This window comes from Shinella sp. GW821-FHT10F02 (assembly GCF_058809275.1).
The window spans coordinates 261,700-282,121 of record NZ_JBXASL010000001.1 but is presented as its reverse complement, the minus strand read 5'-3'; the positions used below and the strand labels follow the sequence as shown (position 1 = coordinate 282,121).

General features: G+C 65.7%; 17 protein-coding genes. 14 read left to right on the top strand and 3 right to left on the bottom strand.

Annotation, left to right across the window (positions count from 1 at the left end; translation table 11 throughout):
• Positions 1-63: 63 nt before the first annotated feature.
• The 3 genes from AC1RWL_RS01310 to AC1RWL_RS01300 form a co-directional block, all read right to left on the bottom strand.
• Positions 64-1,212, bottom strand: coding sequence for an amidohydrolase (locus AC1RWL_RS01310; RefSeq protein ID WP_493093594.1), 1,149 nt, complete (start codon positions 1,210-1,212; stop codon positions 64-66).
• A 51-nt stretch (positions 1,213-1,263) separates the two neighbouring features.
• Entirely contained in the window at positions 1,264-2,304 is a 1,041-nt protein-coding gene (locus AC1RWL_RS01305; protein WP_493093595.1) for an alpha/beta hydrolase fold domain-containing protein, read from the bottom strand.
• Positions 2,305-2,393: 89 nt separating this feature from the next.
• Positions 2,394-3,182 carry an AraC family ligand binding domain-containing protein gene (locus tag AC1RWL_RS01300; protein WP_493093596.1) on the bottom strand — a complete coding sequence of 263 codons (789 nt, stop codon included), beginning with the start codon at positions 3,180-3,182 and terminating at the stop codon, positions 2,394-2,396.
• A 233-nt stretch (positions 3,183-3,415) separates the two neighbouring features.
• Here AC1RWL_RS01300 and AC1RWL_RS01295 point away from each other — a divergent pair, with 233 nt between their 5' ends.
• The 14 genes from AC1RWL_RS01295 (at position 3,416) to AC1RWL_RS01230 (ending at position 20,411) form a co-directional block, all read left to right on the top strand.
• Positions 3,416-4,261 (top strand): ABC transporter substrate-binding protein, encoded by an 846-nt coding sequence (locus tag AC1RWL_RS01295; protein ID WP_493093597.1) that lies wholly within the window; start codon positions 3,416-3,418, stop codon positions 4,259-4,261.
• A 23-nt stretch (positions 4,262-4,284) separates the two neighbouring features.
• The gene (locus AC1RWL_RS01290; protein WP_493093598.1) at positions 4,285-5,415 is read left to right on the top strand and encodes an amino acid ABC transporter permease; all 1,131 of its coding nucleotides are present in this window, start codon (positions 4,285-4,287) and stop codon (positions 5,413-5,415) included.
• An 11-nt stretch (positions 5,416-5,426) separates the two neighbouring features.
• Positions 5,427-6,170, top strand: a complete 744-nt coding sequence (locus AC1RWL_RS01285; RefSeq protein ID WP_493093599.1) for an amino acid ABC transporter ATP-binding protein — start codon at positions 5,427-5,429, stop codon at positions 6,168-6,170.
• 98 nt (positions 6,171-6,268) lie between these two features.
• Positions 6,269-7,162 carry a helix-turn-helix domain-containing protein gene (locus AC1RWL_RS01280; RefSeq protein WP_493093600.1) on the top strand — a complete coding sequence of 298 codons (894 nt, stop codon included), beginning with the start codon at positions 6,269-6,271 and terminating at the stop codon, positions 7,160-7,162.
• Between the two features lie 110 nt (positions 7,163-7,272).
• Complete coding sequence (locus AC1RWL_RS01275; RefSeq protein ID WP_493093601.1) at positions 7,273-9,420, top strand: TonB-dependent siderophore receptor; 2,148 nt, start codon at positions 7,273-7,275, stop codon at positions 9,418-9,420.
• Positions 9,407-10,231, top strand: a complete 825-nt coding sequence (locus tag AC1RWL_RS01270) for an ABC transporter ATP-binding protein (RefSeq protein WP_493093602.1) — start codon at positions 9,407-9,409, stop codon at positions 10,229-10,231. Before AC1RWL_RS01275 ends, AC1RWL_RS01270 begins: the two co-directional genes overlap by 14 nt.
• On the top strand, positions 10,228-11,100 hold the full coding sequence (locus AC1RWL_RS01265; protein ID WP_493093603.1) for an ABC transporter substrate-binding protein: 873 nt from the start codon (positions 10,228-10,230) through the stop codon (positions 11,098-11,100). Before AC1RWL_RS01270 ends, AC1RWL_RS01265 begins: the two co-directional genes overlap by 4 nt.
• Positions 11,093-13,072: a Fe(3+)-hydroxamate ABC transporter permease FhuB gene (gene fhuB, locus AC1RWL_RS01260; protein WP_493093604.1), complete on the top strand. Its 1,980-nt coding sequence runs from the start codon at positions 11,093-11,095 to the stop codon at positions 13,070-13,072. The genes AC1RWL_RS01265 and fhuB overlap by 8 nt, the downstream gene beginning before the upstream one ends.
• A 144-nt stretch (positions 13,073-13,216) precedes the next feature.
• Positions 13,217-14,407, top strand: coding sequence for an MHYT domain-containing protein (locus AC1RWL_RS01255; RefSeq protein ID WP_493093861.1), 1,191 nt, complete (start codon positions 13,217-13,219; stop codon positions 14,405-14,407).
• A gap of 128 nt (positions 14,408-14,535) precedes the next feature.
• Positions 14,536-15,399: an FAD binding domain-containing protein gene (locus AC1RWL_RS01250; protein ID WP_493093605.1), complete on the top strand. Its 864-nt coding sequence runs from the start codon at positions 14,536-14,538 to the stop codon at positions 15,397-15,399.
• A 9-nt stretch (positions 15,400-15,408) separates the two neighbouring features.
• Positions 15,409-15,909 (top strand): (2Fe-2S)-binding protein, encoded by a 501-nt coding sequence (locus tag AC1RWL_RS01245; protein WP_439623700.1) that lies wholly within the window; start codon positions 15,409-15,411, stop codon positions 15,907-15,909.
• Positions 15,906-18,326 (top strand): aerobic carbon-monoxide dehydrogenase large subunit, encoded by a 2,421-nt coding sequence (locus AC1RWL_RS01240; protein WP_493093606.1) that lies wholly within the window; start codon positions 15,906-15,908, stop codon positions 18,324-18,326. The genes AC1RWL_RS01245 and AC1RWL_RS01240 overlap by 4 nt, the downstream gene beginning before the upstream one ends.
• A gap of 13 nt (positions 18,327-18,339) precedes the next feature.
• Positions 18,340-19,230 (top strand): AAA family ATPase, encoded by an 891-nt coding sequence (locus tag AC1RWL_RS01235; RefSeq protein WP_493093607.1) that lies wholly within the window; start codon positions 18,340-18,342, stop codon positions 19,228-19,230.
• Positions 19,227-20,411, top strand: coding sequence for a vWA domain-containing protein (locus AC1RWL_RS01230; RefSeq protein ID WP_493093608.1), 1,185 nt, complete (start codon positions 19,227-19,229; stop codon positions 20,409-20,411). The genes AC1RWL_RS01235 and AC1RWL_RS01230 overlap by 4 nt, the downstream gene beginning before the upstream one ends.
• Positions 20,412-20,422 lie beyond the last annotated feature (11 nt).

Below are 20,422 nucleotides of genomic sequence, written 5' to 3'. Positions count from 1 at the left end.
GCGCGCGGCCCTGCCGCTGAAGGCAGGTCAAAGATTATCGCATTAGGGCCGGATCCGCCGGGTTCAACCCAGCATATCGCGCACCACCCGCATGAAGATGCGGGCGCCGACCTCGATGAGATCGTCCGGGAAATCGTAATCCGGGCTATGCAGCGCCGGGCAGGCCGGGCCGGCACCGAGGAAGAACATCGCGGCCGGTGCGACGGTGCGGAAGCGTCCGAAATCCTCCGAGCCGAGCATCGGAAGATCGCCTCGGTCGAAAGGCACGCCCTCGCCCGCCAGCGCCCGGGAAAGGTAAGCCACCGCTTCCGGACTGTTCTCGCAATGGGGGAAGATATCGTCGTAGCCGATGGCAAGCTCCAGGCCCTCCGCCGCGGCAATGCGCTCCGCCAGCGCCTCCGCGTCTGCGCGCAGCCGCTCCATGCCGTCGTCCGTCAGGGTACGCAGCGTCGCCCAGACCTCGGCGGAACCGGGCGCGACCCCGAATGTCGGCTCGCCGAGTGCCGCATGAGTGACCGTCACCATGGCAAAGTCCGGCCCCATCGTTCCGTCCGAGGTCAGCGCGGCAAGCGCCGGCATGAGCGCGGCGACGGCGGCCATCGGGGAACGACCCGACCGCGGCGTCGAGGCATGCGCCGTCCGGCCGGAGAGGCGGATGCGCATCCCGCGCGAGGCGCAGTTCACCGGTCCTTCGGTAAGCGCGACGTAACCGAGTTCCATGCCGGGAATATTGTGCAGGGAGAAGGAGAGGTCGGGCCGGATATGCTCGAAGGCCGGATCCTCCAGCACAGCGAGCGCGCCCGCGCCAGTTTCCTCCGCCGGCTGGAACAGGAGCACGACGCGGCCCCTTGCCGGCCTCTGGCGGGCGAGGCCTCGCGCAAGGCCGGACAGCACCGTCATATGGCCATCATGGCCGCACATATGCCCCTTTCCGGGCACAAGCGAGCGGTGGGCAATGTCACTGGTTTCGGCGATCGGCAGGGCATCCAGCTCGCAGCGGAACAGCAACGTCGGCCCCGGCTGACCGGAATCGAAGACCACGGCAACGCCGGTCTTCCCAAGTGCCGTGACGATCCGATCCGGCTTCAGCGGCGCTAGGAAGGACACGACGCGCTGTGCCGTCTCCCGTTCTTCGCCGGAAATTTCCGGGTGACGGTGCAGTTCGTGGCGAAACTGCACAAGCTCCAAAAGGTCCTGCTCCGTCAGAAACATGGCAATCACAATCCCGTTTTTTTTGGAGCTCCGGCGTCGCCGGTCTCTGCTCTACCGTTGCGCACTCTTGCCGGAATGGCCCGACGAGGCAACCGGGTTGGCCGGCTGTGCGCCAGTCTCCAGCACATCGGCAACGAATTGCGCGCCGTCGGCGATTGCCTCGCGCGCGAGTGCCGACATCGACATCGCCTCCAGGAAGGAATGCGTGGCGCCCCGGTATATCCGGCTTTCGGCGCTGTTGCCCGCCCCGCGCAGCTTCTCGCCCATCGCCAGGCTGTTTTCCGAAATGATGTCCCGGTCGGGGATCACCAGGAATGCGGGCGGCAGGCCGGCGACATCGGCGTTCAACAGGTGAATCTCCGGGTTGCCCATGTCTTCGGGGACGCGCGTATAATTGCCGATGAAATAGCGGACTTCCGCGCGGTCCATCACGGAATCCGGCCCGCCATGCAGCGCCTCCGCCGCATCCGAGCAATCCGTGGCAAAGCCGCCATAGTTCAGCAGCAGGCCCCTGATCACGTCACCCCTGCCCTTGTCGCGCTGCCGTATGGCCGTTGCCAGCGAAAGGCTGCCGCCTGCGGAGTCCCCGCCGAGCGCCAGCTTTCCGATGTCGATGCCGAGCGGCGCGGACCGGAGCCATTCCAGCGTGTCCTCCACCTGATCGAGCGCCACCGGATATTTGTGCTCCGGTGACAGGTAATAATCGAGGCCGAGCACCTTCACCCGGGCGGCATCGGCATATTCCCGCATCAGCCGGTCATGCGTATCGATGCTGAAGAAGGTGAAGCCGCCGCCGTGCAGGTAAACGAGGACCGGAGCATTGGCGGAAAGCCCCGGATCGTAAAGCCGCGCCCGCATGTCGCCGTGCCGCGTGGGGATCGACAGCTCATGCGTTTGCGCCATGACCGGCCCGCCCTGGCGGAACGGCTCGCGGACGATCTCGGCGATGCGGCGCCCCTCTTCCGGCGAGACGCTCGGCAGCGGAGGATGCCGCCTCCACCCTTCCCGCATCTGCGCCAGGAACTGCACGATCTCGGGGTCGATCGGCGACAGGCCGCCGGGCTTCTGCTGCAGCAAATTGGATTCGTTCACGAAATTGCCCTCGAATGTCATAAGGTGGCGAAACCTTAACAATCGGGCGGACAGTGTCGCTCACTTCGGCGGGACGTTTACTGTCTGGTTCAGGCCTTTCTGATGGCGCCTTTGGCGGCCTGCGACGCGCGGTAGTAACTCGGCGGAAAGCCGAAGGAACGGTGGAAGACCGAGGTGAAGGCCGAGACGCTTTCATAGCCGATGCCATAGGCGACCGTCGTGATGGAATGGCCAGCATGCAGCAGCGAAAGCGCGTGCATGAGGCGGACCTGCAAGCGCCAGGTCGCCAGGCCCATGCCGGTCTGGTGCTTGAAGACGCGGGTGAAGGTGCGCCTCCCCATATTGGCGACGGCGGCCCAGTGGTCGATATCGCGCGGGTCGCCCGGATGGTCGATCAGCATGGTGCAGACGCGCAGGATCCGGCTGTCGGTCGGCATCGGGATATGGATGTCGACCGAGGGCATGCGCGGAATCTCGTCCAGCAGCAGCCGCACGATCTGCCCTTCGCGTCCCGCCTCGTCATAGGCAAAGTTGAAGGTCATGATCTCGCCGATCAGCGCACGCACGAGATCGGAAACCTCGAAGACACGGCACTCGCTCGGCAGGTTGTCCAGCGTCGGGTCGATATAGACCGCGTAGAACCGCACCTTCTCGCGGCAGTTCGTCTGGTGGCGCACGCCCGGCGGAATCCAGATCGCGCGGTTGGGCGGCAGGACGTAGCTCGCCGTGTCGGTCGTCACCGTCTGCACACCGGACAGCGAGAAACTCAGCTGCGCCCGCTCGTGTGAATGGAACGGATCGACATAGCCGGCCGGGTACTCGTCCGAAAGTGTCACGACCGGCCGTATCGTGAGCGGATAGTCCTGGCTGCGTTTCATCGTGGCCTCCCGCCCGAACCCTTTGTTCCAGACCTGCATCGTGCCGCGAGCCTATAGCCCAATTCAAGCAGGTTTGCCTGCCAGTCCATCAAATTGGCCAATTCGAAAAACTTTGCGTCCCGACCGAGACAAACTTTCGCGGATCTTGCTGCTAGTGTCCCCGAGCGGAAAAAAGCAGGCCGGCACATCAGCGTAAGAGCAGCGCCGAGCGAACACCAAAGGGAACCAAACCTATGACATTGAAGAGTTTTTCTGGCGTGGCCCTTGCCGCGCTTGCGGTGACGTTTTTGTCGTCGGCGGCCGCGCAGGCCAATGACATTTCCAAATGCGTGCTCTCCGGCGAGAAGGGATCGGTGGCGATTATCCCCGTCAACGAGGGTGCCATCACCGTCGAGACCGCGCTGCCCAATCCGGCATGGTGGAACGGTGACACGCCGGACCAGATTGCCGACGGCTACGAATATTGCCTTGCCGCAAACATCGCCCATCGCGCCGGCTTCGACAAAGTCAACCTCGTCGTGTCGTCCTTCCCGGCACTGATCGCCAATGCCAACCAGAACAAGGATCTGGCCATGGCGACCATCTCGATAACCGACGAGCGCAAGAAGGTTCTGTCCTTCTCCGCCCCCTATTTCTCCTCCGACATCGGCGTCATGGTGAAAGCCGGCACGAAGGTCGATGCCGAAACGGTCAAGACCTTCCGCATCGGCGTGCTGCAGGGCACCACGGGCGCGAAGTTCGTATCGGAGCGCATCAAGCCCGCCGAAGAAAAGGTCTATGCCGAAAACCCGGCAATGTTCGCCGCGCTGATGGCGGGCCAGATCGATGCCGCAATCACCGATACCGCCATCATCCTCGGGCAGGCCGCCAAGTCCAACGGCGCACTGACGGTGGCGGCGCAATACCAGACCGGCGAGTTCTACGGCGCGATCTACCCGAAGGAATCGCCGAACAAGGAGGCCATGGACAAGATCATCGACGACATGCGCGCCGACGGCACGCTCGCCAAGCTCGCCTCAACCTATCTGGCCGATAGCTGGGGCGCCGACCCGACCAAGGTTCCCTACCTGAAGCCGTAATCCCCGACTGCGAGGCGCGCCGAATGACGACAGGTTCACAAAGTGCAGAAGCGAGGCCATCGAGCCTCGGCGAAAAACGGTCCTTCGGCGCGGGTGCCGCGCCGAAGGATGCGGGAGGATGGGCGGCGACGGCCGTCGTCTGCTTCCTCTTCGTCGTCATTTCGACCTGGCTCACCTTCAAGCAGGCCTATCTCCATGCCGTATCGCTCGGCGTCGGAGAGCTCGCTTCGGGATCGGTGCTCGTCTTCGCCGTCGCCTGCGCGGCGCTGCTCGCCTGGCCTGCGTTCAACAGCATGACCCGCGCCCGCAGGGCGCGGGAAGCGGTTTCCGCCGGGAACCTGATGACCGCGCGGATCGAGACGTCGAAAGCGCTCGACTACGCGCATTACACCGTGGGCTTCGCGGCCCTCTTCGCGGTCGCGCTTGCCCTCGTGCAGTTCCTGATGGCGAACGATATGGCGGTGAGCCGCACCTTCCTGTCGCTTCCGCTTATCGGCACGTCCTTCCCGCTCGTCCTCAAGGCGTTCTGGATCAACATCTACATCTTCGTCGTCGCCGAAATCTGCGTGCTGGTCTGGGGGCTGATCGTTGCGGTCGCGCGGCTGATCCCCGGCAAGACCGCCTATCCGATCCGCGCCATCGCCACGCTCTATACGGATGTCTTCCGCGGCATGCCGGCGATCATCACGATCTACCTCATCGGCTTCGGCCTGCCGCTTTCCGGCCTGCCGATCCTGAAGGACCTCTCCGTCGAAACCTACGCCATCATCGCGCTGACGCTGACCTTCGGCGCCTATGTCGCCGAAGTCTACCGCGCCGGCATCGAGAGCATCCACTGGAGCCAGGTCGCCGCCGCGCGCTCGCTCGGCCTCACCTATATGCAGACGATGCGCTACGTCATCGTTCCCCAGGCGGTGCGCCGCATCATCCCACCGCTGCTGAACGATTTCATCGGCCTGCAGAAGGACACCGCGCTCGTCAACGTCATCGGCTCCATCGATGCCTTCAACCAGGCGAAGATCCTGTCCAGCAACTATTTCAACCTCTCCCCCGTGACGGTGGTGGCCTTCATCTTCGTGGTGATCACCATCCCCCAGGCCCGGCTCGTCGACAGGATCCTGGAGCGGGAACAACGGCGCACGCGAGCAGGGTGAGGGAGCAAACAATGCCCATGATCGAAATCCGGAACATCTCCAAGACCTATGGCAGCTTCCAGGTCTTTGACGGACTCAGCCTCGACGTCGAGGAGCACCAGGTCGTGTGCCTCATCGGGGCGTCGGGCTGTGGGAAATCCACGCTGCTGCGCTGCCTGAACGGCCTGGAGACCATCGATGCCGGCGAGATCCGCATCCACGGCGACCGCGTGACCGGCCCGGGCGTCGACGTCAACGCGCTGCGCCGGGACGTCGGCATCGTCTTCCAGAGCTACAACCTGTTCCCGCACATGACGGTGCTGGAAAACGTCATCCTCGCGCCCTGCAAGGTGCTGGGCCAGCCGAAGGCCGATGCCGAGGCGCAGGCCATGCCACTGCTGGAGCGCATCGGCCTCGCCCACAAGGCCAAGGAATATCCGGACCGGCTTTCCGGCGGCCAGCAGCAACGCGTGGCGATCGTCCGTGCGCTTGCCATGAGCCCGATGGTCATGCTGCTCGACGAAATCACCTCCGCGCTCGATCCCGAACTGGTCTCGGAGGTGCTCAACATCGTGCGCGATCTCGCCGCCGACGGCATGACGATGGTGCTTGCCACCCACGAAATGGGCTTTGCGCGGGAGGTTTCCAGCAAGGTCTGCTTCCTCGCTGGCGGCAAGGTCCACGAGGAAGGCCCGCCCGAGCAGATTTTTGGCGCGCCTGTGCAAGAACGCACCGCGGCGTTCCTCCAGCGCATCGTCGAGGCGGGGCGTCTTTGAAGGGATCAGGCAAAAGCGTCCAGCGGCGCCGCATAAACTTGACTAATTTGCGCAAGATTATGTATTTTCGGGAGACGTAAAACTCTCCGGATGCGGCAATGACATTCCAACCCGACATGACGAACAGGATCGAAGGCGTCCGCAAGCTTGACACGCTTCGATGGCGCGCATGGAACGGGGTCATCGCCGATGTCTGGACGGTTGGTTGCGACGGGGACGCCAACGGAGATTATTACGCGGACCATCCCCGCCTGTTTTTCATGCTGGAGGGCACGCCGGGTGGCAGGCTCCTGATCGACGCCGACGCGGCCTCGGATCGGCAATATGTGCTCGATGCCGACAGGCCCATGAGCTATATCCCGGCAGGCCTTCCGCTTTCGACGCGTGTCGATGGCCTGACAAAACTCAAGCATCTCGACCTTCATCTCGACATGAGCACCGTCGAGGAACGGCTGGGCGTCCGCATCGACAGTGCGGCAATCGAACGGCCGCGCCTGGCAGTGCAGGACGAGCGTCTGATGGCGCTGGCACATCTCATGGCCGCCGAATGCGAAAGCCCCGACAGCGGCAGCGATCTCTACGGCGACAGCCTGACGACCGCCCTCATCGTGGCGCTGTTCAACATCGGAAAGCCGCCGGCGCCGCAGCGCTATCGCCTGCCCCCTTGGCAATTGCGCCGCGTGACCGATTTCATCGAGGAAAACTGCCTGCGCACGATCAAATTGCAGGAACTGGCGAACCTTGCCGGATTGTCCGAGCCCTATTTCTGCCAGGCCTTCAAGGCCTCCACCGGCGCGCGCCCGCACGAATGGCAGATGAAATCCCGCATTGCCCGGGTGAAGGTGCTGCTGAAGGAAAGGCAGGCCCCGCTAGCCGCGATCGCCGCAAGCGCCGGCTTCGCCGACCAGGCGCATTTCACGCGGGTCTTCCGCCGCATGGTAGGCACCACGCCTGCCGCCTGGCAGCGGGAGCACTGCCCCTACGCCTCTTAACTGCGTTCAAAACACCGAAACAACGTTCAATCCAACGCCGAATACTTGATCTACTAGCTCATCTTTAGCAGGCCCCGAAAGGGCATCGGTGGAATCGAAGAGGGGTTGGCATGACAAGCATCGTTCGCAGCAGGCTGAAACTGTCGGGAGCCACGGCGCTCGCCCTTTTCCTGCCGTCGATGGCGTTTGCACAGGACGCCGGCAGCACGACCCAGTTGACCGAGATCGTCGTCGAAGGCGGCGAGGAAACCGCCACCGGCCCGGTCGACGGCTACGTCGCCAGGAAAACCAATACCGGCTCGAAGACCGGCTCGCCGCTGAAGGACATCCCACAGTCCGTTTCCGTCGTCGGCCGCCAGCAGATGGACGACCAGGGCGCGGAAAAGGTCGACGAAGCACTGCGCTATACGGCGGGCGTGCTCGCCCAGCCCTTCGGCACCGACAGCGATACGAACTGGCTCTTCATCCGCGGCTTCCAGGCGACCCAGACCGGCACCTATCAGGACGGCCTGCAAAACTATTCGGAAGGTTTCGGCGGCTTCTTCATCGACAGTTTCAACCTCGAACGCATCGAGGTGCTGCGCGGCGCGGCATCCGTTCTTTACGGCTCCAGCAATCCGGGCGGCCTCGTCAACTATGTCAGCAAGCGCCCGACGGGCACGACCCAGCGGCGGGTGGAGACCGGAATCAACGATGCCGGGACGGGCTATCTCGGCTTCGACGTCGAGGACGCGCTGAGCGACGCCCTCGACTACCGCATCTACGGCCGGCTCCAGGGCGGCGACGGATATACCGACTTCGCCGAGGGCATCCGCGGCACGATCTCGCCGACCTTCACATGGCAGCCGGACGACGCGACGAGCTTCACCGTGATCGGCAACTATACCGGCATCGACGAACATCATGTCGGCGGCGGCTTCCTGCCCTATGTCGGGACCGTCGTGGATGCACCGTTCGGCCGCATCGATCCCGACGCGAACTTCACCGAACCGGACATCGACCTCTACAAGCGCCAGCAGGCCTCCCTCGGCTACGAATTCGAACACACGTTCGACAATGACTGGACCGTGCGGCAGAACGTCCGCGCCGGCTATGCGGACATCCACGAGATCGCCGTCTATGCCTATGGCTACAATGGCTATTCGCCCGTTCCCACCGATCCGGACAACCTGCTGCAACGCCTCAACTTCGAGCACAAGACGCAGGTCGGCACCTTCCTCGTCGACAACCAGCTGCAGGGCAAGGTCGATACCGGCCCGCTTGAGCACACGCTGCTGTTCGGCCTCGACTACAAATATTTCAATATCGACAAGCTCGAACTCTCCGGCTCGGCAACGCTGATCAGCCCGACCGACCCGATCTATGGCCTGCCCCAGGGTGTCCGCACCCCCTATATCGACCAGGACCTCACCCAGCAGCAGATCGCCGTCTACATGCAGGACCAGATCCGCTTCGGCGACGGCTGGCTCGTCACCCTGAACGGCCGCTACGACTACGTCAGAACCGAGGCCTCCGATCGCATCGGAACGGCATCGTTCGACGGTTCCCAGGGCGAGTTCAGCGGCCGCGCGGGCATTGCCTACGAATTCGCGAACGGCGTGACGCCCTATGCCAGCGCGTCGAGCTTCTTCAACCCGCTGCTCGGCTCGTCCCCGGTCGCCGGCTTCTACAAGCCGGAAAGCGGCTACCAATACGAGGTCGGCGTGAAATACATGCCGACCTGGTTCGACGGCACGTTCACGGCGGCCTATTTCGACCTCACGAAGAAGAACGTCGTCACCGGCCCCTATCTTCAGGAAACCCAGATCGGCGAGGTCAATTCGCGGGGCTTCGAGCTGGAAGCCCAGGCGAACGTGACCGACAACCTGCGGCTGACCGGCGCCTTCACCACGCTCGACCTCGAAATCACCGAGGACGCCGACCCGAGCCTGATCGGCAATTCGCCCTATATCGTCCCCGAACAGCATGCATCGCTCTTCCTCGACTACACCTTCGACGACGACACGTTTGCCGGACTGTCGGTCGGCGGCGGCGTGCGCTATGTCGGATCGTCCTGGGTCGACAATGCGAACACGCTGAAGGTGCCTGCGGTCACGCTGGCCGACGCGAAAATCGGCTACAAGCGAGACAATTGGGGCGTCGATTTCAACATCACCAACCTTTTCGACAAGACCTATGTGGCGAGCTGCCAGACACAGCTGTCCTGCTTTTACGGCGAAGGCCGTACGTTCAAGCTGAAGGCCTATGCAACCTGGTAAGACCCACCCTCGTCCCGATCCGGCGGACGGGGGGTATCATCTGGAAGGCCTGACCTTCTCCGCAGGCGGACGCCTGATCGTGCGGCCGGCGGAGATGAGCCTTGCCGCAGGCCGGATATATGGCCTCGTCGGCCCCAACGGCTCCGGCAAGTCGACGCTGATGAAGATGATGGCGCGGCAGCTTTCGCCGACCGGCGGGACGGTCCGTCTTGCCGGCCGTCCGCTGCATGAGTTCGGCGATCGCGAATTTGCAAGGGACGTCGCCTTCATGCCGCAGTTCACGCCGCCGACCGAGGGCATGTCGGTCGGCGAGCTCGTGGCGCTCGGCCGTTTCCCCTGGCACGGCGCGCTCGGCCGCTTCGGGCCGGCGGACCGCGAGAAGGTCGCCCTCGCGCTGGAACAGGCGGAACTGACAGGCCTCACCGACCGGCTGGTCGACAGCCTTTCGGGCGGCGAGCGCCAGCGCGCCTGGTTTGCCATGATGCTGGCGCAGGATACGCGCTGGCTGCTTCTCGACGAGCCGACATCGGCCCTCGACATCGCCCATCAGGTCAGCATGCTCTCCCTCGTGCGCAGGCTGAGCCGCGAGCGCGGCGCGGGCGTCGTCGCGGTGCTTCACGACATCAACATGGCGGCGCGGGTCTGCGATGAAATCCTCGCGCTGAGCCACGGCGAACTGATCGCCCGCGGCACGCCCAATGCCATATTGCGGCCGAACGTGCTTGCCGGAATCTACGGCCTGGCGATGGACGTGCTGCCCAACCCGCAGGGCGGACCGCCCATCAGCTACGTCTCCGAGCCACAGACATGATGCTCACCCGAAGAAAGACGCTGGCGATCGGCGCGGGCGCGCTTCTGGCGCCGGGACTTGCCCGCGCCGTGCCGCCGCGCATCGCGACCATCGACTGGGCGATGCTGGAAACCATGCTGGCGCTGGGTGCGGCCCCCGTCGCCGCCACGGAACTTATCCAGTTCCGGCAGGTCGTCGTCGAGCCCGCCGTGCCGCAGGCGGTCGCAGACCTCGGGCTGCGCGGCGCGCCCAATCTGGAACTGCTGCGCATGGTCTCGCCGGACCTCATCCTGATTTCCGGCTTCTACGAATACCAGCGCGCGTATCTGGAGCGCATTGCGCCGGTGGAGGCGCTGCCGGCTTTCGAGATCGGCAAGCCGCCGTTTCCGCTGGCGCAGCAGGCCGCACTGGCCATCGGCGACCGGCTCGGCATTCCCGCAAGGGCGAGGCTCTACATCGAGGAGACCGCCGCCGACATCGCGGCCCGGCGTTTCGCCCTCTCCGGCCGGGCGTCGCGGCCGGTCTTCGTCATCAGCCTGGGCGATGCCCAGCACTTTCGCGCCTTCGGCCGCGATGCCATGTTCGGCGACGTGCTCGGGCGCCTCGGCTTCGCCAATGCCTGGACCACCGACACGAGCTATTCGGCTGCCGCACCAGTGCCGCTGGAGGCGCTCGCGGCGGTGCCGGAGGCCTATATCGCGCTGGTGGGACCGCCGCCGCCGGATGTGCGCTGGTCGCTGCCGGAAAATGCGATCTGGAACGCCTTGCCTGCCGTGCGCGCCGGGCGCGTCGCGATGATCGAGACGACCAACCACTTCGGCGGACTGGCCTCCGCCCGCCGTTTCGCGCGTCTCTTCCATGCGGCCATGGACCTGACCGACCATGGCTGAAAGATCCTTGCGGCCCCTTCTGTTCTGGGCGTTCCTCGTATTGCTCGCCGCAGCCCTTTCGGCCTGGAGGCTCTATGCGCAAGCGGCGATCGTGGCCGCCGATCCCGTGCTTGCCGCGCTCAATCGCGTCATCCTTTTCGACAGCCTCCTGCCGCGCATCGCGGTCGCGATCGTCGCGGGCGCGGCGCTGGGCCTTGCCGGCCTGCTTCTCCAGCGGGTGCTGCGCAATCCGCTGGCCGAGCCCTCGACGCTCGGGATTTCTGCCGGCGCGCAGCTTGCCATGGCCGCCGCCACCATCCATGCGCCACTGCTCATGGAACATGGCCGCGAGGGTGTAGCGCTCGCCGGTGGCCTTGCCGCCATCACCCTGGTCCTCGGCCTGACATGGCGGCGCGGGCTGGAGCCGGTTTCGGTGGCGCTGGCCGGCATGATGGTGGCGCTGACGGCGACCACCGCCAGCGCCGCGCTGATTCTCGCCAATGGCGAATACATGATGTCGCTCTTCATCTGGGGCGGCGGCTCGCTGACCCAGCAGAGCTGGACACCGGCCATCACCATCGCCCTGCATCTGGTGCTGGCCGCGGCGGGCTCCGTCCTCCTCCTCAGGCCCCTCACCATCCTCGGGCTGGAAGATGCCAGCGCCCGCAGCCTCGGCATGGCGCTGCACGGGATGCGGCTGCTCGTCGTGGGCATCGCCGTCTGGCTGGCGACGACCGTCACGGCCCAGGTGGGCGTCATCGGTTTCCTCGGGCTGGCCGCCCCGGCGCTGGCCGCGCTCAGCGGCGCGCGCACGCCGCGCCAGAAACTCGTGGCGGCACCCGTCATCGGCGCCATCCTGCTCTGGCTCACCGACAGTTGCGTGAACCTCCTGACCGGGGCGGGCGCCGAACGGATACCGACCGGGGCGGCGACGGCGCTGCTTGGCGGGCCGTTGCTGCTCTGGCTGCTGCCGCGCCTGCGCATGGGCGAATGGCCGTCGCTTGCGACCCGGTCCGCCACGCTTCGCAGGGCCGGCCGGCCGTGGTTGCTCATTGCCGTTGGGCTTGCGGCAACTGCAGCAATCGCGCTGGCGGCCCTTTCCGTCGGGCAAGGTCCCGAAGGCTGGACCGTCGCGACGGGCGGCGCCCTCTCCGAGCTTTCCCAATGGCGCGCGCCGCGCGTGGCCGTCGCGGCGGCGGCAGGCGTCATGCTGGCTGCCGCGGGGGCGGTCATCCAGCGCGTCACCGGCAATCCGCTGGCCAGTCCCGAGGTCCTCGGCGTCGGCACGGGCGCGGGTGTCGGCCTTGCGGCCGTGCTGCTGCTGGCGGCGACAGCCGGGACGGGCTTGCAGCTTGCTGGCTCGGCGGCGGGGGCGGTGGCGACGCTCGGCGTCATTCTCGCCTTTTCCGCCCGCGGCGGTTTCGGGCCGGAGCGGCTTCTCTTTGCCGGTCTCGCCATGGGCGCGCTTTGCAGCGCGATCCTCACGGCGATCGTCTCGACGGGCAACATGCAGGCCTTCACATTGCTGCGCTGGCTTAGCGGATCGACGAACGGCGCCGACCCGACGCAAGCCTGGCTGGCGGTCGCGCTCGCCGCGGCGCTCGTCCTGCCGTTGCCGTTCGCCTTCCGCTGGCTCGACATTCTTCCGCTGGGCACGATGTCCGCGGCAAGCCTCGGCGTTTCCACGAAGACCGTGCGCACCCTCCTCATCCTCAATTGCGGCCTGCTCACCGCCGCAGCCGCACTTCTGGTCGGCCCCTTGAGCTTTATCGGGCTGATCGCACCGCATCTCGCGCGCCTCATCGGCCTCGGCCGCGCGCTGCCGCATCTTGCGGGATCCATGGTGCTCGGCGCGGGGCTGATGATCCTGTCGGATTGGGGCTCGCGCATGGTGGCCTTTCCCTATGAGATGCCGCTCGGCCTCTTCGCCTCGCTTATCGGCGGCCCCTACCTGATCTGGCTTCTTGGCAAACGAGGCAGGCACGCGTCCTGACGATGTAGTTTTGGGGGCGACGTTCGACCAGGCATCCACGAGCCGTGGCCGACAATCGCTTGCCAAGCTCTCGAAGAGGGATGTACCCTCATGGACAAGAGGAGAAGGCTGGTCCGGGGAGGAACGGGCGCGGCCGGCACGACGATGTTCGCAGAACACGATCCGTATCTTGTCGCACTTTCGGTGCTGGTGGCGATACTTGGCGGCTATACGGGCTTCGGCCTTGCGGCGCGCATCCGCAGTTCGGTCCGTGCCAGCAGGCGCGTGCTGCTGGCCGGCGCGGCCGGCTTTCTGGCGGTCGGCATCTGGACGATGCATTTCATCGGCATGATGGCGGCACCCCTGCCGCAGGACGCGGCCTACCTCGTGCTGCCGACGCTCGTTTCCTTCCTCATCTGCGCCCTTGTCGTCGGCATTTCGCTCTATTTCGTCAGCATCGGCGGTCCTTCGCGCATGCGCGTCCTGTGGGCGGCGCTGCTGCTCGGCTTCGGCATCGCCTCCATGCATTATGTCGGCATTCACGGGCTGGCCGGTCCCTTCGCCATTCGCCACGATTATCCGATGGTGGCGCTGTCCCTGCTGATCGCCATCGGCGCGGCCTATGGGGGGCTGCGCATCTACATCGCGCGCCATGGCGGTTTCCGGCTGGCGCTCAGTGCCGTCGCCTTCGGCATCGCCGTTTCCGGCATGCACTATACGGCGATGTACGGCATGCATTTCGAGCCCCACTCCGCCGGCGGGCATATGATGGCCATGGACGGGCTCGTCGCCTCGCAGCAGGTCCTGTCGCTGGTGGTGGCGCTGCTCTGTTTCCTGGTCACCGGCGGGTTTCTGCTCCTCCTCGTTCCGGAAGCGCGCCTGCGCGCCGAGGCCGAGCGGCCCGATCCGGCTGTCTCCGCCGTCCGGGTGAACAGGGCGGCCCCCCTGGCCGGTCTCGGCCAACCCGCCCGTCCCGTGGTCACGAAGATCCCGGTTGAGGGCGCCGGCAGCACCCTTTTCATCGATGCGGCCGATATCCGCAGCATCCGTGCCGATGCGCATTATACGCTCGTCCATGACGGGCAGCGCGAGCGCATGTGCGCCTGGTCGATCTCGGAGATGGAAGCGCAGCTCTGTCCCGAGACGTTCCTGCGCGTCCACCGCAGCCATATCGTCGCCGTGCCGCATATCGTGCTGATGCGCAAGGAAGGGGATGGCGCGGTCGTCGAGCTGGGCGGCGTCGTCCCGCACCTCGTTCCGGTGAGCCGGACGAAGATCTCCGAACTGAAGGCCCGGCTGGGCCTCAGCCGGCGCGACGGCCCGCACCGGAACGATGCCATAGGTCAAAGTGCCTGACGCAATTCGTGCGGGCGAAGCCGCTTTTCGTGCAGAAATCCGGCGCTGGTGCCGGAAAGCCGGCCGTCTCCTTGCCTGTCCGCTCCCCAGGGAAAATGCTGATCCTCGGTATATACCGGAGGAGACCCATGATACCCGGCCCATTCCAGTTCCATCGGCCGCAATCGGTTGCCGATGCGGTGAAACTGCTCTCCAGCCTCGGGGATGAGGCGCGGCCGCTTGCCGGCGGCCACAGCCTCGTTCCCATGATGAAGCTCCGTCTCGCCACGCCCGAACATCTCGTCGACCTGCACGGCATCGGATCGCTGAAGGGCATCCGGCGCGAGGGCGGCATGCTCGTCATCGGCGCCATGACCACCCAGCATGAGCTGGTGGCCTCGCCGGAAATCGCAGCACTTGTGCCGATCGTGAAGGAAACCTCGCTGCAGATCGCCGATCCGCAGGTGCGCTATCGCGGCACGCTGGGCGGCAATGTCGCCAATGGCGATCCGGGCAACGACATGCCGGGGCTGATGATGGCGCTCGGCGCCCGCTACCGGCTGGAAGGGCCGGACGGCGCGCGTAGCGTCGATGCCGTCGACTTCTACCAGGGCGCCTATTTCACCGCGCTCGAACCCGGCGAACTCCTGACCGAAATCACCATCCCGGTCCCGCCCTCCGGCCACGGCTATGCCTATGAGAAGCTGAAGCGCAAGATCGGCGACTATGCGACGGCCGCCGCCGCGGTGGTGCTGACGCTCGCCGCCGGCAAGGTCGCGACCTGTCGCATCGGCCTCACCAACCTGTCCGAGACGCCGCTTCTCGCCGAGGACGCCGCCGCCTGCGTGATCGGCACCACGCTCGACGGAGCAACGCTGGCACGGGCCGCCGACCTTGCCCGCGCCGTCATGCAACCGGCCGCCGACGGGCGTGGCCCTGCCGAATACCGCACGCATGTCGGCGGCATCATGGTCATGCGGGCGCTGAAGCGCGCTGCTGCAAAAGCAGTATAGGAGGAAACGATGGCAAAGACCCATGTGACGATGCGGGTGAACGGCAGCGAGGTCGAGGGCCTTGTCGAGCCGCGCACGCTGCTCGTGCATTTCATCCGCGAAAATCTCAGCCTGACCGGTACCCATATCGGCTGCGAGACCACCCATTGCGGCGCCTGCACCGTCGATCTCGACGGCATGTCGGTGAAAAGCTGTACCGTCTTCGCCGTGCAGGCCGAAGGCTCCGAGATCACCACCATCGAAGGCATCGCCAACGCGGACGGCACGCTCTCGGCCCTCCAGGAGGGTTTCCGCCAGATGCACGGGCTGCAATGCGGCTTCTGTACGCCCGGCATGATCGTGCGCGCCCACCGCCTGCTGAAGGAAAACCCGACCCCGAGCGAAGAGGAGATCCGCTTCGGCATTGCCGGCAATCTCTGTCGCTGCACCGGCTACCAGAACATCGTCAAGGCGATCCAATACGCTGCCGCCAAGATCAACGGCACGGAGTTCAGGGAGGCTGCGGAATGAACGACATGACCATCACGCGCGCCGAGCGCGAGGCCAAACTCGAAGGCATGGGCTGCAAGCGCAAGCGCGTCGAGGATATCCGCTTCACCCAGGGCAAGGGCAACTATGTCGACGACGTGAAGCTGCACGGCATGCTGCACGGCGATTTCGTGCGCTCGCCGCATCCCCATGCCCGCATCAAGTCCATCGACAAGGAGAAGGCGCTGAAGGTGCCGGGCGTGCTCGCCGTGCTGACGGCGGAGGACCTGAAGGGCGTCAACCTCGCCTGGATGCCGACGCTGGCCGGCGACGTGCAGATGGTGCTGGCGGACGGCAAGGTGCTGTTCCAGAACCAGGAAGTCGCCTTCGTCGTCGCGACCGACCGTTATGCGGCCGATGACGGCATCAATGCCGTCGAGGTGGAGTACGAGGCCCTGCCGGTCCTCGTCGATCCCTTCCACGCCATGGACCCGGATGCGCCGGTGCTGCGCGAGGACCTGGACAGCAAGACGGAAGGCGCGCACGGGCCGCGAAAACACCACAACCATATCTTCGAATGGACCGTCGGCGACCGGGACCTGACGGATGCCGCCTTCCGCAAGGCGGAGGTGACGATCAAGGAGATGATCTCCTATCACCGCACCCATCCCTCGCCGTTGGAGACCTGCCAGTGCCTGTGTTCCTTCGACAAGGTGAAGGGGGAACTGACGATCTACGGCACCTTCCAGGCGCCGCATGTCATCCGCACCGTCGTGGCGCTGATCGCCAAGATTCCCGAGCACAAGATCCATGTGATCGCACCGGATATCGGCGGCGGCTTCGGCAACAAGGTCGGCGCCTATCCGGGCTATATCTGCGCCGCCGTCGCCTCGATCGTCACCGGGCGGCCGGTGAAATGGGTCGAGGACCGCATCGAAAACCTCTGCGCCACCTCGTTTGCCCGCGACTACCACATGACGACGGAGATTGCCGCGACGAAGGAAGGCAAGGTCACCGGCCTGCGCGTCCATGTGCTCGCCGACCACGGTGCCTTCGACGCCTGTGCCGACCCGTCGAAATGGCCGGCCGGCTTCTTCAACATCGTCACCGGCTCCTATGATTTTCCCACCGCCCATCTCGCGGTCGACGGCGTCTATACCAACAAGGCGCCGGGCGGCGTCGCCTATCGCTGCTCCTTCCGGGTGACGGAGGCGGCCTATTGCATCGAGCGGGCGATGGATATCCTTGCCCAGAAGCTCGGCATGGACCCGGCCGAGTTGCGGCTGAAGAATTTCATCCGCCAGGAGCAGTTCCCCTATCACTCGGCGCTCGGCTGGGAATACGATTCGGGCGACTACCACACCGCCATGAAGAAGATGATGGAGGTGGTGGACTATGCCGGCCTGCGCCGCGAGCAGGCGGACAAGCGCGCGGCCTTCCAGCGCGGCGAGACCCGCGAGATCATGGGCCTCGGCATTTCCTTCTTCACCGAGATCGTCGGCGCCGGCCCCTCGAAGAACTGCGACATCCTCGGCATCGCCATGTTCGACAGCTGCGAGATCCGGCTCCACCCGACCGGCGCCGGCATCGCCCGAATGGGCACGAAAAGCCAGGGCCAGGGCCACGAGACGACCTGGGCGCAGATCATCGCCACGGAGATCGGCATTCCCGCCGACGACATCATGGTGGAGGAAGGCAACACCGATACCGCGCCCTACGGGCTCGGCACCTACGGTTCCCGCTCCACGCCCGTCGCAGGCGCTGCGATCGCCATGGCGGCGCGCAAGGTGAAGGCCAAGGCGCAGATGATCGCCGCCTACCGGCTGGAGGTGCACGAGGACGATCTCGAATGGGATATCGACGGTTTTCGCGTAAAGGGCCTGCCGGAAAAATTCCTCGGCATGAAGGATATCTGCTGGATCGCCTACAATTCGCCGCCGCCCGGCATGGAGCCGGGCCTTGAGGCGGTGAGCTATTACGATCCGCCGAACATGACCTATCCCTTCGGCGCCTATCTCTGCGTCATGGAGATCGACGTCGATACCGGCGTCTACAAGGTGCGCCGCTTCTACGCGCTCGACGATTGCGGCACGCGCATCAACCCAATGATCATCGAGGGGCAGGTGCATGGCGGGCTGACGGAGGCCTTCGCCATCGCCATGGGCCAGGAGATCCGCTACGATGAGAACGGCAATGTGGTGACCGGCTCCTTCATGGATTTCTTCCTGCCGACGGCGGTGGAAACGCCCCATTGGGAGACGGATTTCACCGTCACGCCCTCGCCGCATCACCCGATCGGCGCCAAGGGTGTCGGCGAAAGCCCGAATGTCGGCGGCGTGCCGGCCTTCTCCAACGCGGTCAACGACGCCTTCTCGTTCCTGGGATCGACGCATATCCAGATGCCGCACGATTTCTGGCGCAACTGGCAGGCGGCGAAAAAACTCGGCGCGGTGGCGTGAGGGCGAGGCTGTCATGTCTCACGGTCCCCTGGCCCTTTCCCGCGCCGAGATCGGCGAGCGGCTGGCGAAAGCCGGTTATATCGCCGACCGGGAGCTGACGGTCGCGCTCTCGCTGATGCAGCGCCTCGGCCGGCCGCTGCTGCTCGAAGGCGAGGCCGGCGTCGGCAAGACGGCGGTCGCCTATGCAATCGCGTCGGTGCACGAGACGGAACTGATCCGCCTGCAATGCTACGAGGGGCTGGACCAGTCGGCGGCACTCTACGAGTGGAACTACCAGCGCCAGCTGCTGGCCATCCAGGCCCGGCAGGGCGAGGCGGCCGGCGGGCTGGAAGACGCGGTCTTTTCCGAAAAATACCTGATGGAGCGTCCGCTGCTGGCAGCCATCCGCCGGCAGAAGGCGCCGGTGCTGCTGATCGACGAGATCGACCGGGCCGACGAGGAGTTCGAAGCCTTCCTCTTGGAACTGCTCTCCGATTTCCAGGTCTCCATTCCCGAGCTCGGCACGATCACCGCGGTGACGATACCGCATGTCGTGCTGACCTCGAACGGCACGCGCGAGCTTTCCGACGCGCTCCGCCGACGCTGCCTCTATCACCATATAGACTATCCGGATGTCGAGCGCGAGGCGCGCATCATCCTCGCCCGCATCGATGGGGCCAGCGCTGCGCTCGCCCTGCAGATCGCCCGCATGGTCGAAAATATCCGCAAGGAGGACCTGCGCAAGGTGCCGGGCGTCGCCGAGACGCTGGACTGGGCGGCGGTGCTCGTCGGCCTCGATATCGCCGACCTGAAGGACGATCCCGAAACCGTGCACGAGACGCTGGCCTGCCTGCTGAAGACCCGCGAGGACAAGGCGCGCTTCCGCCGCGAGGTCACCGAACGCCTGTTGGGGAGGGTGGCATGAGCTGTTGCGGCGCCCCCCTGACCCCGGAGGAATCGAGCGCGGTCGCCCGCCTCGTCGCGGAAAAGCTGTCGGCCTTCCTGAAGACGCTGCGCGACAACGGCTTTTCCGTCGGACTCGGCGAGGGCCGGGACGCCGCCGCGCTGATGGTCGCCGGCTATGCGGAAAAGCCCGGCCTGCTGCGCTCCGCCCTGAAACATCTGTTTTCCGCCCGCCGCAGCGAATGGGAGCGGTTCGACGGCATTTTCGACGCCTTCTGGCTGGGAAAACGCGTGCGCAGCCGGAGCGCGGTTTCCGGAAATGCCGGCCCCGGCCTGAAAGCGCTGGAAGCCGGCGGGGCGAAGGGTGGCACGGTGTCGGATCAGGCTCCCGCCGACGGCGGAGAGGGCGCAGGCGGCGGCGAAGGCCGGATGGAGGGCGCCTCCACGGTCGAGGCACTTTCCGGCATCGACCTCCGAAAACTGTCCGATCCGGCGGATATGGCACGGGCGCATGACATCGCCGCCCATCTCGCCCGGGCGATGCGCACGCGGCTCACCCGCCGCGATCTTGCCCGCCGGCGCGGCTATCGCATCGACCTGCGCCGCACGATCCACGGCAATATCGGCCATGGCGGCGTGCCGCTGGATCTCGTCCGGCGCCGGCGCAAGGAAAAGCCGCTGCGCCTCGTCATGCTGCTCGATGCCTCAGGCTCGATGACGCCCTATACGGGCCTCTTCCTGCGCTTCATGCATGGCGTGCTCGATGCCTTTTGCGAATCGGAAGCCTTCCTCTTCCACACCCGGCTCGCCCATGTCTCCGACGCCATGAAGGAGCGCGACGCCCAGCGCGCCCTCGACCGGCTTTCGATGATGGCGGAGGGCACCGGCGGCGGCACGCGGATCGGCGAGTGCCTCGCCACCTTCAACCGCTGGCACGCCGCCCGCGTCATCCATTCGCGTACCTGCGTGATGATCGTCTCGGACGGCTACGAGACGGGCGATGCCGCGCTGCTGGCTCGGGAGATGGCGGCGCTGCGTCGCCGCTGCCGGCGCATCGCCTGGCTGAACCCGATGATGGGCTGGGACAGCTATGCGCCGGAGGCGGCCGGCATCCGCGCCGCCCTGCCGTTCGTCGATCTGCATGCGCCGGCCAATACGCTCGAAAGCCTCGCGGCGCTCGAACCCTATCTTGCGAAACTCTGAGGGAGGTCACG